This is a genomic window from Microcystis sp. M_QC_C_20170808_M3Col (assembly GCF_007095505.1).
Classification (GTDB): domain Bacteria; phylum Cyanobacteriota; class Cyanobacteriia; order Cyanobacteriales; family Microcystaceae; genus Microcystis.
The window spans coordinates 1-15,922 of sequence record NZ_SFBY01000323.1 but is presented as its reverse complement, the minus strand read 5'-3'; the positions used below and the strand labels follow the sequence as shown (position 1 = coordinate 15,922).

Below are 15,922 nucleotides of genomic sequence, written 5' to 3'. Positions count from 1 at the left end.
AGATGTCGTGAGGATTTTCTCCACAAGCTATCCCGTAAGATAGTTAACGAAAACCAAGTTATTGCGGTAGAAAACCTCAATGTTAAAGCCATGGTACCCAATCATAATTTAGCTAAGGCTATTAGTGATTGTGGTTGGGGAATGTTTTGTACAATGCTCAAATACAAGGCAGAATGGCAAGGAAAAACCTATATTGAAGTTGATAGGTTTTTCCCTAGTTCTAAAACTTGTCATGTCTGTCTGAATCAAGTGGGTAGTTTATCCCTTGATGTTAGGAGTTGGACTTGTGTGCATTGCAAAACAATCCATGACCGGGACATAAATGCGGCAATAAATATTCGAGATGAAAGCTTACGGATATTGTCGTTAGGAAAAGCGCGATACTGCCCAGGTCGGGGATGTCAGACCAAAAGCTGGGTGTAAGTCCGTCTTGAGGAACCCTCCCCCGTGAAATAGGAAGCTCTCAACGACCTTGAGAGTAGTTCACATCAGCATCGCAGTTAGAACCTGTAGGTAAGCGCATTCTTTAACTTTTCCAACAGTTTCTTAACTCCACAAACACTAAATCCGTTGAGTATAGGCTACTTATGAAGACAGGCAAAAGACACTCATGCAAAAGGCAAAAGTGGGAATAAATAATCAGTCTTTAATAACTGGATTTAGTATAAAAACTCAAATCTGATCCCCGATAGCTCTCTCGGAGTCTCGGAGTCTCCTACTTAATTTCTTAGGCCATAATTAAAACTCAATAACTTTAACCATAGGCGAGGATTGTCTTTTTCTAGCCAGCTTTGGGAGTTTTTTAACCATTGGGGAAACCAGGAACCAAAAAGCAGATTTTTGACTCCATCAAGGCTAAAATCGAGATAAGAACCCAACCAACGAATTAAATCCTGACTGCCAGCCATTTCTGCTATCCATAACAGTAAAGCGGGGTTTTTTCTGGCCGCTTTAATTGCTAAACGGCTAAAGGTCAACCAATCAGTTTTATCCTTAATAAAAGTTTCAGAAACCTCCGGTGGTTCGTCGGCCAATAAACCGAAAAATGTGTTTAACATGGCGTTAATTCTTTGGGGGGGTAAGGTTTTTCCCGTGGGAACCATCATTCCTTTAGAAAATAACCAAGTTACCGCCACATTACTTTGATAGGCACGCACATTTTCTAGGTCTTTAGCTGTTAGTAAATCGTGTTTCAATGCCGTATCCAAAAGATGGGTTAAGCGCTCTAAATTACGCACCAAAGAACCGAACCCAGTAAAAATTAACGGTGATTGCAGGGAGGCAGCATCACCGATGGCTAAAATGCGATCAAAGGAGACAATTCGATCTTTTTTCCCTGTGCTAAAATGCCCCGGGATATAACCAAAGGTTGGTTTTTTCCAAGTTAATTTTTCTGGGTCACACTGTCGATATTCCGGCAAAATAGTAAAGAAATCTTCGTACATTTCCAACAGAGAACCGGGGTTATCGGGATGGACTTGATGATAGTGAAATAGATAAAAGGTTAATTCTTTTCCTTCCCCCGGAAATAATTCCCAAATTAATTGCCTACCTTTAGAAATATCGCCATGGGAATTTAAGACATCGCCATAGTGAGAATCCCACACCAGCGGCTCGAATCCTTCTACTACTGCCCCCACCGTCGGACAGACACTATCAAAGGCACGCACTCCGTTTAATTGCCAAGCGATGGCAGAAGCGGAACCCATAGCATCAATCAATAAACGGCCTTTTATCTGTTGAATTTCCCCGCTATGATTAAGGGTGACAGTAACACTATTGGCAGTAATATCAGCCTTAATAAATTCGGTTTGATCGAGAATTTTACCGCCATAATCCTGTATTTTTTTACCGCAGGATTGCAGCAATTTATCGGAATTAATGGCGATATTTAAAACCGTGGGAGTATGGAGAATTTCGGCTTTCAGATGGGGGGGATTATTGCCATCAAAAAACTTATTAAAGCCATCGATGTATTCTTGGAAGATTAATTCCTCGAATTCTTCGGCAGTAAATAGGCCTAAATTAATTAAACTTTGAAACTCCGATCGAGAGATATTCCATTCCCGATTCATCCGTCCGAAAGGTAGTCTTTCTACTAAGAGGACTCGATAACCTAATTTGGCCATCTGTGCGGCGTGAATTGCCCCCAAGGCACCACCAATATAAATTAAGTCATAGGCGATGGGATGATCATTTTCCTCGCTGCTAGAGAAAATTACCGGCCGCGGTTGTTGGGGATTTTTGGCACTGTCGCGCCAACGTTTTTCCCACCAATACAAACGTTCTAAATCCGCCTCCCCTTGCGGCATTTTGCGGAAGTAGTGAACCGTTAGGGGATAGTCCGCTTCTAAATCTGTAAAAATTGAGTGATTTTTTTGATCGATGTTTGGTATCGTGTTATACTGCGGCGGAAAACGCTTTTGTAAAGCTCGATCGAGCTGCCGAATCAGGGATGTTTCTCGGTCATGCGATCGCTCACCCCAGCGGAAAACTTTTAAATAAGTAGTCCGTTGCAACGTCCAGACAAAGATCGACAATTCGATCGCCTCCGATAAGCGCAATCTCACCCCGTTAGGTGTATTTGTCTTGACACCGCTGGCGGGTTGCCAATCGGATTGTAACCACTGACAAACGGCGATCGAGTCGGGAGTCGGAATTTCTCTGTAAAGGATTTCTCTCATCTTGATTTAGCTATTACACCCAAAAATATCCAAAAGTACCAAGTCAAAAATGGTCCGATTACGCTAGACTACACAAAAAGTTTTCTGAAAAAAGTTTAAAAAACTTTACCTAAAATGTCGGCTTGAAGGAACTCTCGGTTTCACCTCGGAGATGAAAGGTTCCGCCAGCATAGAACAGCGAAGCACAGCTAAAAAGTAAGTGTCTAGTCTCCTAAAAAAATCTCGAATAACTTCTTCTTTTAAGGGTCTTGACCTACTCATGAAAATTAGCTACTGTATAAGTATAGCGGATAGGGTAATCAACCGCTCTAAAAACCCAGTAGTCTAATGACTAACGCTGTACCTTGACAATCAAAGATCTGGGGTTCTACCTAATTGTTCTAGTTTCTACCTGTAGGTAGGTAAAATCTTGGCAGGAACTAGACAACACAGTATTTGAAGCTAATACTTCAATTCAAGCAAATTTTGTAGAAGTACAACTATCGTGGGGCGCACGAAAAGTAACGCTTGGGGAAAGAACCACCTCTGTTTTAGATAACGCAAGGAATCTAAAGTAAGTGGACTTGTTGAACCAAGAATCCCTCGCATGAGTGCTTCGGGGAGCGTCAAATACCTAGATTAATACACAGCCAGCCCCATCTGATTATGAATTATCCCATCCCGACTACCCCCGAAGAAATTGCCGCCCTCCGACAGCGTCCCGTCGATGAGGAGATGATCGCTGCCGTGATTGCGGGAATTATTAGAATGGCCCGCGCTCAGGGTCAATCTCTCGATGATCTTACTGAAGAAATTCTCGCAGAAGACCCGATTTTAGATCAAGTGCAACGACGTTGGTTAAGTCAGCTTTTGACTAATGCTTGGCAAAATTTAGCTGGATGGGTGTAATTGAGCGATGGAATGGCTAACAATCACTCTCGCTAGTGTTTTGACCCTGTTAACTCCGGCGGGGGCAATTATCGATACGGTTTTAGCCCATACCCTTCGCTCCCAAGTCCAAAAAGTGGAACAATTAGCCGTGAGGGTCGATAATACTCCCAATTATCAGGCTCTGCAAGGCAAAATCGATCGAGTTCGCATTTCTGCAAGGGGAATTTATCCCCTTGCTGATGTTCGCATTGAGAAGATCGAGCTAGAAACTGAGCCAATTAGCCTCGATTTGCGGCGATTACAGCAAAAAAACGGCAGTTTAGCCGCCGCCTTGCGCCGACCAGCTGCGGGGGCATTGCATCTCGTCCTCACGGAAACTAATGTTAATCAAGCTCTACAATCGGCAGCGGTCAAAGAACAAATTCAGACCCTGATTAATAATCTGATTCCCTCTAGGGAAGAATCTGATAGCACAAAATATCAACTTAGTCAAGCAAGTTTTAACTTTCTTAATAATAATCGAGTCGCTCTGAGGCTGGAGCTAGAGACACAACGGCCGGACGAACCGGCAGCCAGCCTCGATCTGAGCTTAGAAGTGGGATTTAAGCTAGTGCAGGGGCGAAAAATCGAGCTTATTGACCCCACAGCCACTCTTAATGGTCGTCGCCTCTCCTCGCGTCTTCTCAAGGGGTTTGCCGAGGGTATATCCACCCAGTTAGATTTAAAAAACTTCGAGAAACAAGGAATTATCGCCCGCCTTCTCCAATTGCAGATCGACGATGATAAGCTGAGTATAGCCGCCTTTGGCAGCATTGAACCTCGATCGGGGAACCCCAATTAAATTTAACGGTCGGAAAACAGGAGATGTTTCAGTATTATGCCGAGTTCTCGCTCTAGCGATAAAATCTCTTTACCTTGGATAATTGGTATCGGCCTCGCTTTATTTACTGCTGGTGGGGCCACTGCTTGGTTTGCCGTCCATCACCTATCTTCCTCCCAGAAAAACAGCGAAAACCCGATTGAATCTCCCACTCCAGTGCCGATAAGTCAATCACCAATTGTTAAACCAGTTTCTCCCGGTCCAGTGGAGACAAGTCCGACAGCAACTCCTGCAGATATTCCTGTTAGGGAAAATCGACAGGTTTATTGGTTAAAAGTGACTGATACGGGTAATCAATTAGTCACCCAAGAAATTACCGTTCAAAAAGCAGATAGCGACGACCGAGAGTTAACAGCAGTATTGAAGATTCTATTAGCTGGTCCAAGTAATCCTCCGGATATGACTACTATTCCCCCCGGGACTAAATTACTTGATTTAAAAGTAGATAAAACTGGAATTAAGATTAATCTCTCGCGCGAGTTTGGCACTGATGATGGCCCTGATATGTTGATCGGTCGTTTGGCACAAATCATCTATACTACTACCACCGAGAATCCCAATGCCAAAGTCTGGATTCAAGTGGAAGGAAAACCACTAGAATTATTAGGAGAAGGCCACGGTATTGAAGTTGCCCAACCGATGACTCGTAAGTTTTTTAAGGAGAATTATCAATTGTAATTTGTCCGCGCATTTCAATTGTTGGTTGCGATAGCGAATTGAAGTTAACTAGGGGGATTACTGGGGGGATAGGGAAAAAGAATTGGATAGGGAATTTTAATTCCTTCTTGCTGATAGCGTCGGTGTAGGAGTTTAATAAATTCGTGTTTAATGGTGAGATGTTGAAAAAATTCTTCTTCTACCACCTTGAGATAAACTGTTAGCAGAATACTATAGTAATCGAATTTACGATAAAGGATCAAGGGTTGATAGTCACCGAGGTTAGGTTGCAATAGCTGGGCGATTTCTTGCATGACTTCTAGGGTAACTTTTTCGACTTTTTCTAAGTCACTATCGTAACTAATGCCCACTTCCACGGGAACCAGTAGGGAGTGATCTGGTAAACTATAGTTACGGAAACTAGAAGAAATGATCTGAGCATTGGGAATAACCAAAAGATTATTGGTAATTTCTTCGACTACTGTGCATCTTAAATCCACATCTCGCACATAACCAGCTTCTCCTGTTCTCAGTTCTATATAATCTCCCGGTCTAACTTTTTTAGAAGTGATAATATTAATCCCCGACATTAAATTAGCTAGGGTATTTTGGAGAGCTAAACCGAGGGAGACACCCCCAATACCAAAGGCAGTAAGCATCGGAGTTATCGAAATGCCAATCGAGCTTAGAATAAGCAAAAAACCGCAGCTAAAAATCAGAACTTTGGCGAGAAATTCAAATAGGGAAGTTAGGGAAGAAATGCCATCATCTCCCGTGGTATAAACTCGTAATATTTCCACGGATAATTGAGCAACAACCCAAGTGGCCGAAGCTAAAAAAGCCACTAGCAGAAATTGTTTGCTCAGGAAAATGAGGGAGGGAAAGAGGGGAAGATTGGGAAGGGAGAGGGCAATATTTAAACCCAAAAGTCCGAACCAAAGTATACTTAATCCACGCAGGGAACGTAAAACCCCTTCCGAGAAACGCAGGTTTTTTTCTCTGGCAATCGATAAAAGTTGACTGACAACGCGCTGTTCTACGAGCCATCCCAACAGCAGGAAACTGAGGATGATGGTGATAGGTAAGATAATATAGGGCCAATCTTCCAGTCTGGTTAATAGGTTCATTGCTAGAGGGTTAGAAAAAGATGCGCTTTTGTCTTAATATTATTCCCCATTTCTCTATCTCTAGCAGCGGCGGTGGAATTTTGGGGCAAAAAGTTGCAAAATGTAAAGATAAACTCATCTTTCCTTCGGCAGCTTGCGTGAATAGTCAGTTAGTTAAACCAAAATTCGGACTTTATCGATTCTTAATGGTTATAATCGTGGTTTTGTTCTTGATTAGCACCTATTTAATCACCTTTCATCTGGCTAAGATGTCAGATCCCTACATTAAAGAGGTGTTATCCCTACAAGGTAATGTCAGTCGCGGTTACGAAATCTTTCAGATTAACTGTGCTGCTTGTCACGGTCAGTTTGCTGATGGCATCGTCGGACCGAGTTTAGAGGACGTTTCCCATCGCAAATCGAGAATTAGTCTGATTGAACAGGTAATTAGCGGTAAAACCCCACCAATGCCCAAATTTCAGCCCGATTCTCAAGCTATGGCCGATTTATTGGTTTATTTAGAAAATCTTTCAAAAAACTGACTCTTGGCTGACATTGATGGTAAGCTAAGACCCATTGAAACTGGGTGGGGAATGGGGGAATGGGGGAATGGGGAATTTCAACTAAAACCCTAAAACCCTAAAACCCCAAAACCAAACCCCTGAGCGACTGATAAATTTTACTTATATAGAAAAATTTTGCTTCTATTTGGGTACGCTAGTAGAGACACTTAACGATAAATACTTATGTCTTGGCATTCCCAAGTTGAACCGGCAATTATCCAAGGAGATTTCTGGCAAGTTAGCCAGTTTTATCAAGAACTGATAGAAAGAGAACCCCTAGAAATTAGTCATTATTGGTATTTAGGATTAGCCTATCTTTTGGAAGCTAGGGAAGAAGAAGCACAAACTACTTGGTTATTCGTCCTCAGTCAAGGGGATGAACAGGAAATGACTGCGTGGACAGCAGATTTAGTCAATATTTTGCATGGGGAAGCGCAAAGACAAGTTAAGCTAAAAAATTGGCAATTAAGCTGGGTAATTCGTCAGCATATCTACCAGATAAATCCAGATAACCTAGAAAATTTATTATATTTAGTCCTGTTAGAAATTAAGCTAGAATATTTTTATCCCCAAAAACTTAAAGATTGGCAAATAGTTGATTTAATTAATTCAAACAAGTTAGAAACTTTCGATATAAATTTACTCCTAGACACAATCTATAAACTTCTAGATTGGCCAGCGCAAGAAGTTCTGGATATTATCATAACCCTTTTAAAAATAGAGTCACAACAATCGGCAATATTGGAAATTATCGAACAACATATTGAAAAAATTTATTATACCGATAAAACTAATGCTGTTATTTTGACTCTTAGCTGTCTAGATATTATACCCGATCGCTTACTACTTTTGTACAAAATTCATCAATACTATATCGAGACTGGTAACTTTGATTTGGCCTTAGAAACTGCTAATAAAATCAAGAATTTATCCAATGATAAAGCTGCAAAACTGGATGGTATTTATCTGCTGCTATATACGGAACTTTTAGCAGGTAATTGGTTAAATATTGACAATAAAACCCAAGAATATTATCAAGCAATTCAAAATAACTTAGAGCGGTGTCAATGTCCAATGAGAAATCAAGCTGAGGTTATTTCTATCACTTCTACCTTAGCTTATTTAAAAGATGACTTAGTAGGTAATCGCTGGTTAAGTAATCAGTTAGCCAAACTTTTTCAAGAGGCAGTTAGAAAAAAATTTAATCACGTTATTACCAAGTACAATAAACCTAAAGATGTCAATAAAAAGCTAAACATTGGCTATATTGCCCATACTTTACGGCGACATTCCGTCGGGTTTTTAAGTCGCTGGTTAATTCATTATCATCAACGAGACGACTTTAATATTCATCTCTACCTAGTCAATCAAGTCGAGGACGATATTACGGAACGATGGTTTAAAAATAAGGTGGATAAGTATGATAATTTACCTGCCAATCCCCAAATTATTGCCGAAAAAATTAATCAAGATAACATCGATATTTTAGTAGATTTAGATAGTATAACTCATGATGTCACCTGTCGAGTTATGGCACTTAAACCCGCACCAATTCAAATAACATGGTTAGGATTAGATGCCACAGGAATACCTGCTATTGATTACTTCCTTGTCGATAATCTAGTTCTAGAAAAAAATGCCCAAGAGTTTTATCAAGAGAAGCTTTGGCGCTTGCCTAACTGTTATCTTGCCGTGGATGGATTTGAAATCGGAACACCAACGCTAACCCGAGAGGATTTAAACATACCAGCAGACGCAATTACTTATTTAACTTTGCAAGTGGGATTAAAAAGAAATCCTGCCACAATTCGCTTACAAATGCAGATTATTAAAGCAGTACCTAACAGTTATTTATTAATCAAAGGTGCGGGAAGTGAAAAGCTTATCAAAGATTTATTTATCAGCATTGCTAAAGAGGAAGGAATCGATGAAAATAGATTGCGCTTTTTCTCAGGAGTTGCTAATGAAGAAATTCATCGCGCTAATCTCCAAATTGCCGATGTGGTACTCGATACCTATCCCTATAGTGGTGCAACCACTACTCTAGAAACTCTTTGGATGGGTATTCCTGTAGTGACAAAAGTTGGACAACAATGGGCCAGTCGTAACAGTTATACTTTTATGACTTATGCGGGAATTAGCGAGGGTATTGCTTGGAGTGATGAGGAGTATATTCAGTGGGGAATAAAATTAGGAATGGATGAGGAATTAAGAAAAAACATAGCCGTGCAATTGCAAGCTTCTCGTCAAACTTCCCCGATTTGGAATGCACGTCAGTTTACTAAAGATGTGGAAAGCGCCTATCGTCAAATGTGGCAAATCTATTGTGAAAGTTAATCAGGGAGAATTAAATCATGTCTTGGCACAATGAAGTAAAAACCGCTTTAGAAAACAATCAATACGATATTGTTAGTCAGTTTTACGAAGAACTGATAGAAAGAGAACCCCTAGAAATTAGTTATTATTGGTATTTAGGATTATCCTATCTTTTGCAGGCAAAAGAAGAAGAAGCACAAGCTACTTGGTTATTTGTTTTCACTCAAGTAGAAGAACAGGAAACTGATTCGTGGCTGCTAGAATTAAGCAATATTTTAGCAGCCGAAGCTAACCGACAATTAGAGTTAGAAAATCTAGAAATCAGTTGGTTAATTCGTAAACATCTACAGGAAATTAATCCCAGTTATCTCGATAATTTACTGCATTTAACTCTCGTTGAAATTAAATTAAATAGATTTCATCCTCAACAACTGCAAGAATGGCAAATACTAGAATTAATTAATCAGGGTTCAGTTAACTCTCAATTATTGGAACGGGTAGTAATTGCCGTCATACCTTACGCTCATGAATATACCATAGAATTAGTTCGGTTAAGTTTACCCCATCTTGGCAATTCTCTAGAATTACTTAATCACGTCATCACTGTTGCTGGACGCTTTGCTTTTGAGAAATATCAACCTATTTATTCCGTTGACTTAGCGGAAGCTTTTCTTCCCCTTTATCCCGAAAGTTTGTACTTAGAAGTTAATTTATTTTGGTTTTATATCTCTTTACCTGACCATGAAAAAGCCATCAATTTAGTCAATAAGTTGAAAGAGAAAAGTCAAACGATTGATTTAAAAATGTTTAGTCAATCGCTCCTCTTTAGTGGTTCTTTACGAGCCTCAAAATGGAATGACATTCCTAGTATTTGTCAAGAGTATAAACACTTAATTAAAGAATTTATAGAAAAAAAGCCCCAAGATATACATCCCTTAGTTCGGGGAGCTTTACTAACAGTTATGAACCCGATTTCTTACTATGAAGATAACCCGAAAGAGAATCGACCGCTCTTAAGTCAGATTGGCAGTTTTTTCCAAGAAACCTACAAAGCAATGCTGGGTTTTCAGGAGGAAAGTTTTGACAAACCTAGAGAAGATAATGCCAATAAAAAACTGAAAATTGGTTACATTGCCCAAAGCTTAAAACGTCATCCCGTCGGTTTATTGAGTCGTTGGACTATTAGTTATCACAATCGTGAGCAGTTTGATATTCACCTTTATATGGTGAGTCAACCTGTGGATGAAATAACTAAACAATGGTTTTCTAATCCCGCAGATAAAATCTATCATGCTACTGCTGATTCCCTAGCAACCTATCGCAAAATCAAAGAAGATAACATCGATATTCTTGTGGATTTAGATAGTGGCACTGGGGCAATCGTTGCCAAAGTTATTGCCTTAAAACCTGCTCCTATTCAAGTTAACTGGTTAGGTTTTGATGGTTCCGGTTTACCCGCAGTAGATTATCTTTTAGCGGATGCTTATGTACTACCAGAAAATGCCCAAGAATATTATCAAGAAAAAATCTGGCGTTTACCTGACGCTTTTGTCGCTGTGGATGGTTTTGAAATAGCCGTTCCTACCCTGCGAAGAGAAGATTTAGGTATTAATAATGATGCGGTTATTTACCTAAGTTCTCAAACGGCAATTAAGCGTAATCCTGCGATGATTCGCTTACAAATGCAAATCCTCAAATCCGTAGCTAATAGTTATTTCCTGGTTCAAGGAGTTGCTGATGATAATTCCCTCCTGGATTTATTCTGTCAAATTGCCGCAGAAGTTGGGGTAGAAACTAATCGAATTAAGATGCTTCCTCTCTATCAGACGGAAACCTACAGGGCAAATTTAGCCATCGCTGATGTGGTTTTGGACACCTATCCCTTTAATGGTGGTACAACCACCCTAGAAACCCTCTGGATGGGAATTCCTCTCGTGGTTAAAGTGGGGCAACAATGGTCATCACGCAACGGTTATACTTTAATGATGAATGCGGGAAATTTAAGAGAAGAAGTCCGTTGGAAACTCCGAAAGTCTCGTCATACATCTCCCCTCTGGAATGCCAAACAATTTACCAGAGATTTAGAAACTGCTTATCGGCAAATGTGGAATATTTATTGTCAATCTTAGAGGATAAAAACTATGCAATGGCATCAAGACATACAAACCCATTTAAACGACAACAATTATCAACTGGTATTGCAGTTTTATGAACAATTAACTGAAAACAATTCTCCTGTAATTGAGGATTATTTTTATCTAGGATTAGCCTATCTTTTACAAGATAGAGAAGAAGACGCACAAGCTACTTGGTTACTGGTGTTGAGTCAAGCAGCCGAATCAGAATTATCGGGGTGGATAGAAACTTTAACTCAAATCCTAGATGCAGAGGCAACCAGACAAGAAAATTCCCAAAGACTAGAGACAAGTTATCTCATTCGATGGCAGCTACAAAATCTTAATCCTAGTTGTTTAAATAATCTCCTGCATCTGATGGAATTAGAAATACAATTCCAATATTTTGCGATGGAAAAGTGCAGTGATTGGTGTGTATTTGAACTGTTAGATAATACAGCTACAGCAGCAATTAATCTTGATTTACTGCTGCGAGTGACAGAAAAAGTTTTAATCTACCCCTGTACTGATACCATCCACTTTTTAGAATTAGCAGCCTTACATATCAATAATCCAGAAATAATTGCAGCCAAAGTTATCTCAGCAATTGTCAATTATGGTTATCAACAAAAACAAAGTGTATTTGCTATTAATTTAGTAGAACTTTGTTTGCGCTTTTTACCAGAGGATTTATACCTAAAAAATAGTTTGTTTAATCTTTATAAAACCAACACTGTTGATTATAAAAAAGCTCTAGAAATTGCCGATAATTTTTATAAAAATTGTCAGACAACTACTGAAAAGCTGTTCGGACTTTCTCTAGTAATTGGTATTTTACAAGCTAAGGGAGACTGGGTAAATTTACCTAAATTTATCGATGAATTAACACAACTAATCGAGCGACAAATTAATGCCGAACAATTTAATGCACGTCCCTTTATTATCGACTCTATTTTAGGAGTTACTAGCTGTCTTCCCTACTATCAAGATAATCCGAAAATTAATCGCTATTTACAAAGTAAACTAGCAGAAATTTTTCAAGCAGATGTAAGAACCCGCTATAACTATATTGCTCCTGTTTCTTCTCCAAAATCTCCAGCAAGAAAAATAAAAATTGGTTATATTGCCTATACTCTCCGTCGTCATTCTGTGGGTTGGTTAAGTCGCTGGTTATTTCACTATCATAATCGAGATAAATTTGAAATTTACACCTATTGTGTCAACCAAGCAGCGGACGAAATTACTGAAAAATGGTTTAAAAATAACTCAGATTATAGCTATAACTTGCCGGCAAAAATTGAACAAATAACTGCCCAAATTCGTCAAGACAAATTAGATATTTTAGTGGATCTTGATAGCTTAACCAATAATACAACTTATCTAGTAATGGCTTTAAAACCAGCACCGATACAGGTAACTTGGTTAGGATTAGATGCGTCGGGAATTCCTGCGATTGATTATTTTATTGCCGATAACTACGTTTTACCCGAAAATGCTCAAGAAATTTATTCAGAAAAAATCATCCGACTTCCTAACTCTTATTTATCCGTAGATGGTTTTGAAGTGGGGGTTCCCACTAGGAGAAGAACAGATTTAAATATTCCCGATGATGCTATTATTTATATGACCGTGCAATCGGGATTAAAACGCACCTTAAACATGATTTGTCTGCAATTGCAGATTCTCCAACAGGTTCCTAATAGCTATCTTTTAATCAAAGGTTTTGCCGATAAAGAAACCATTCGAGAATTATTTCTCAAAAGTGCCGATGAATTGGGAATTAGTCAAGATAGATTAAGATTTTTGCCCAATGATTTCAATGAAGAAACCCATCGCGCTAATCTAGGAATTGCCGATATAGTTCTCGATACCTATCCCTATAATGGTGCTACCACAACCCTAGAAACCCTCTGGATGGGGATTCCTTTAGTCACTAGGGTTGGTGAACAATTTGCGGCCCGCAATAGCTATACTTTTATGAAAAATGCCGGCATTAAATTTAAGAGAAGAAGTCCGTTGGAAACTCCGAAAGTCTCGTCATACATCTCCCCTCTGGAATGCCAAACAATTTACCAGAGATTTAGAAACTGCTTATCGGCAAATGTGGAATATTTACAGCCTTTCTCATCAAGATGAAGTCTAACCTAATTTGCCATCGACGACCGAGGACTGACTCCCCTAAAAGGACAACTTCCCACCTCATGATTAAGATAACTGCCATGGTCTGACTCCCTGTGGTCCCACTGGTGTTAGGCCCACAGGGATCATAATAGCTAAAGAAACTGCGCGATTAGATACCAAAGTCCCTCACAGATAGAAGATAATCAATATTTATCAGTATTGGAAGCCTTCAGCATGGTTCATTTAACGCCCAATCCTAGCTATAGTTTAAGTCTCAAGATAGAAATCCCCAATCAAGCGGGAACCTTCGCTTCTGTCCTCAATGCGATCGCCGATGTCGGGGGTAATTTAGGGCAAATTTCTCTGATCGAACGCAATTTAAAGATTAGCACCCGCGAGATTATGGTTGATGCCGCTAGTACCGACCAAGCGGAACAGATTATCGCCGCGGTTAAAGCTCTACCGGATGTTAAACTTCTTAAAGTTTCCGATCGCACCTTCGACCTCCATCGTCGGGGTAAAATCTCCATTGAAAGTCGTATTCCCCTCACCTCCCAAGATGACCTGGCCATGGCCTACACCCCCGGAGTTGGTCGCATCTGCACCGCTATTGCCCACCAACCCGAACAAGTGTACTCATTGACGATCAAGGGTAACACCGTCGCTGTTGTCACCGATGGTAGCGCCGTATTAGGATTGGGAAATCTCGGGCCAGAGGCTGCCTTGCCGGTAATGGAAGGGAAAGCGATGTTATTCAAGGAATTCGCCGGAATTGATGCTTTTCCCATCTGTTTAGCCACCCAAGACCCCGAAGAAATCATCGAAACCGTCAAAAGAATCGCTCCGGTTTTTGGGGGTATTAACCTAGAGGATATCGGCGCTCCACGCTGTTTTGAAATCGAGAAACGTCTGCGAGCGGAATTAAATATTCCCGTTTTCCACGATGATCAACACGGTACAGCGATCGTTTCCCTGGCTGCCCTGATTAATGCCCTCAAATTGGTCAAAAAATCGCTTGATACAGTCAAAATCGTCATTAATGGTGCGGGTGCGGCGGGAATCGCCATCGCTACTCTCTTTAAAACCGCAGGAGCTACAGATATAACCCTCTGTGATTCCCATGGCATCCTCTCCCAAAACCGGGACGATTTAACCCCAGAAAAACAAGCTTGGGCCGTGGCTGCCAGTGGGAAGCTAGGGGATGCTCTTAAAGGCGCTGATGTCTTCTTGGGGGTGAGCGCACCGGGGGTATTGACTCCCGAAATGGTCAAGGGAATGGCTAAAGATGCGATCGTGTTTGCCATGGCTAATCCGATTCCCGAAATTCAACCGGAATTAATCAATGATTTGGTGGCAGTGGTGGCTACCGGACGCAGCGATTATCCCAATCAGATTAATAATGTTCTCGCTTTCCCCGGATTATTTCGCGGGGCCCTGGATTGTCGCGCTAGGGCAATCACCGATAATATGTATCTGGAAGCGGCCAAAGCGATCGCTTCTTTGATCACTCCTGCTAATCTCGATCGAGAGAATATTATTCCCTCGGTTTTTGATAGTCGTGTAGTTACGGCTGTGGCCGCCGCCGTTCAACACGCTGCTCGTCAAGATGGAGTGGCCGGGGAATAATGTAATTATCTTGGAGGAGGGTAAGTAAACCGTGAAACCGATCGATGATATTCCCGAAGCTTTACGGGACAGCCAGTACAGACAAACTACTAATTCTCTGGGGATATTTGCGATCGCAAGCGGTTTACTCGCTCTGCTGGGAACTGGGATAATTGCCATAGTAGTCTTGAATCGTCCCTCTGCTTCCCTAAAAAAACCAGTTATTAACCCCTCACCCGTCATTAAAGCCACTCCTAGCCCCATTGAGAACATTCTAGGTCATTTACCCTACCAAGAGGCTCCAGAGACGGAATTAGCCCCTATTACTGGGGATGGTGCTATGCGTTTAAGGAAACCGGCAGCCAAGGCTTTTATCCAGATGCAGAGTGACGCAAGAAGGTCGGGGGTGATTTTAATGCCAATTTCGGCTTTTCGATCGAAAGCAACCCAAGAAAAGCTCTTTTTTGAAGTGAAAAAACAACGCAATCAGCCAACCCGCAAACGAGCAGAAGTGAGCGCACCTCCGGGTTACAGTGAACATCATACCGGTTATGCGATCGATATTGGCGATAGTAGCGCTCCCGCAACGAATTTAAGTACCAGTTTTGCTAATACTGCCGCTTTTCGTTGGTTGCAAAATAACGCTGCTCAGTATAGTTTCGAGTTATCTTTCCCCGAAAACAATCCCCAGGGTATCAATTATGAGCCTTGGCACTGGCGTTTTGTCGGGGATAGTGACAGTTTAGAAACTTTTTATAAAGCTCAACAATTAGGCAAACAGAAATAAACGTAGGGTGCGTTAGGCAATCCATTGTTTTTAGGGAAAAAATCAAGGTCTAAATATTGCCGTAACGCACAAACTTTTTAGAAAAACTTTTTATAAAGCCCAACAATTAGGCAAACAGAAATAAACGTAGGGTGCGTTAGGCAATCCATTGTTTTTAGGGAAAAAATCAAGGTCTAAATATTGCCGTAACGCACAAACTTTTTAGAAAAACTTTTTATA

10 protein-coding genes and 2 pseudogenes are annotated in these 15,922 nt (G+C 40.6%); 10 read left to right on the top strand and 2 right to left on the bottom strand.

The features are described 5' to 3' along the window. Positions 1-451 (top strand): annotated as a pseudogene (locus EWV84_RS14850) (RNA-guided endonuclease InsQ/TnpB family protein); the annotation flags it as partial. Positions 452-719: 268 nt separating this feature from the next. On the opposite strand, the gene EWV84_RS14845 reads toward EWV84_RS14850, so the two are convergent. Beyond that, a complete protein-coding gene (locus EWV84_RS14845; protein WP_287078608.1) occupies positions 720-2,684 on the bottom strand; it encodes a flavin-dependent dehydrogenase in 1,965 nt (654 codons plus the stop codon). Between the two features lie 645 nt (positions 2,685-3,329). Here EWV84_RS14845 and EWV84_RS14840 point away from each other — a divergent pair. The 3 genes from EWV84_RS14840 to EWV84_RS14830 are packed head-to-tail and all read left to right on the top strand — an operon-like array spanning position 3,330 to position 5,112. Then, positions 3,330-3,572 carry a hypothetical protein gene (locus tag EWV84_RS14840; protein ID WP_002763591.1) on the top strand — a complete coding sequence of 81 codons (243 nt, stop codon included), beginning with the start codon at positions 3,330-3,332 and terminating at the stop codon, positions 3,570-3,572. A gap of 7 nt (positions 3,573-3,579) precedes the next feature. Further along, positions 3,580-4,395 carry an LmeA family phospholipid-binding protein gene (locus EWV84_RS14835; RefSeq protein ID WP_287078607.1) on the top strand — a complete coding sequence of 272 codons (816 nt, stop codon included), beginning with the start codon at positions 3,580-3,582 and terminating at the stop codon, positions 4,393-4,395. 36 nt (positions 4,396-4,431) lie between these two features. Next, positions 4,432-5,112: a GerMN domain-containing protein gene (locus tag EWV84_RS14830; protein WP_287078606.1), complete on the top strand. Its 681-nt coding sequence runs from the start codon at positions 4,432-4,434 to the stop codon at positions 5,110-5,112. Positions 5,113-5,156: 44 nt separating this feature from the next. Here the strand turns inward: EWV84_RS14830 and EWV84_RS14825 are convergent, their stop codons facing one another. Then, positions 5,157-6,218 (bottom strand): mechanosensitive ion channel family protein, encoded by a 1,062-nt coding sequence (locus EWV84_RS14825; protein WP_287078605.1) that lies wholly within the window; start codon positions 6,216-6,218, stop codon positions 5,157-5,159. 20 nt (positions 6,219-6,238) lie between these two features. Here EWV84_RS14825 and EWV84_RS14820 point away from each other — a divergent pair, with 20 nt between their 5' ends. The 6 genes and pseudogenes from EWV84_RS14820 to EWV84_RS14795 all read left to right on the top strand — a co-directional run bounded on the left by EWV84_RS14820 (position 6,239) and on the right by EWV84_RS14795 (position 15,703). Then, the gene (locus EWV84_RS14820) at positions 6,239-6,739 is read left to right on the top strand and encodes a c-type cytochrome (RefSeq protein WP_416361050.1); all 501 of its coding nucleotides are present in this window, start codon (positions 6,239-6,241) and stop codon (positions 6,737-6,739) included. Positions 6,740-6,943: 204 nt separating this feature from the next. Beyond that, the gene (locus tag EWV84_RS14815; RefSeq protein WP_287078604.1) at positions 6,944-9,097 is read left to right on the top strand and encodes an O-linked N-acetylglucosamine transferase, SPINDLY family protein; all 2,154 of its coding nucleotides are present in this window, start codon (positions 6,944-6,946) and stop codon (positions 9,095-9,097) included. Positions 9,098-9,114: 17 nt separating this feature from the next. Beyond that, the gene (locus tag EWV84_RS14810) at positions 9,115-11,205 is read left to right on the top strand and encodes an O-linked N-acetylglucosamine transferase, SPINDLY family protein (RefSeq protein WP_287078601.1); all 2,091 of its coding nucleotides are present in this window, start codon (positions 9,115-9,117) and stop codon (positions 11,203-11,205) included. 12 nt (positions 11,206-11,217) lie between these two features. Continuing rightward, positions 11,218-13,333 (top strand): annotated as a pseudogene (locus EWV84_RS14805) (O-linked N-acetylglucosamine transferase, SPINDLY family protein). Between the two features lie 212 nt (positions 13,334-13,545). Further along, positions 13,546-14,937 (top strand): NAD-dependent malic enzyme, encoded by a 1,392-nt coding sequence (locus EWV84_RS14800; protein ID WP_287078599.1) that lies wholly within the window; start codon positions 13,546-13,548, stop codon positions 14,935-14,937. A 31-nt stretch (positions 14,938-14,968) separates the two neighbouring features. Next, positions 14,969-15,703, top strand: a complete 735-nt coding sequence (locus EWV84_RS14795; RefSeq protein ID WP_287078598.1) for a M15 family metallopeptidase — start codon at positions 14,969-14,971, stop codon at positions 15,701-15,703. The last annotated feature ends 219 nt before the right edge of the window (positions 15,704-15,922 follow it).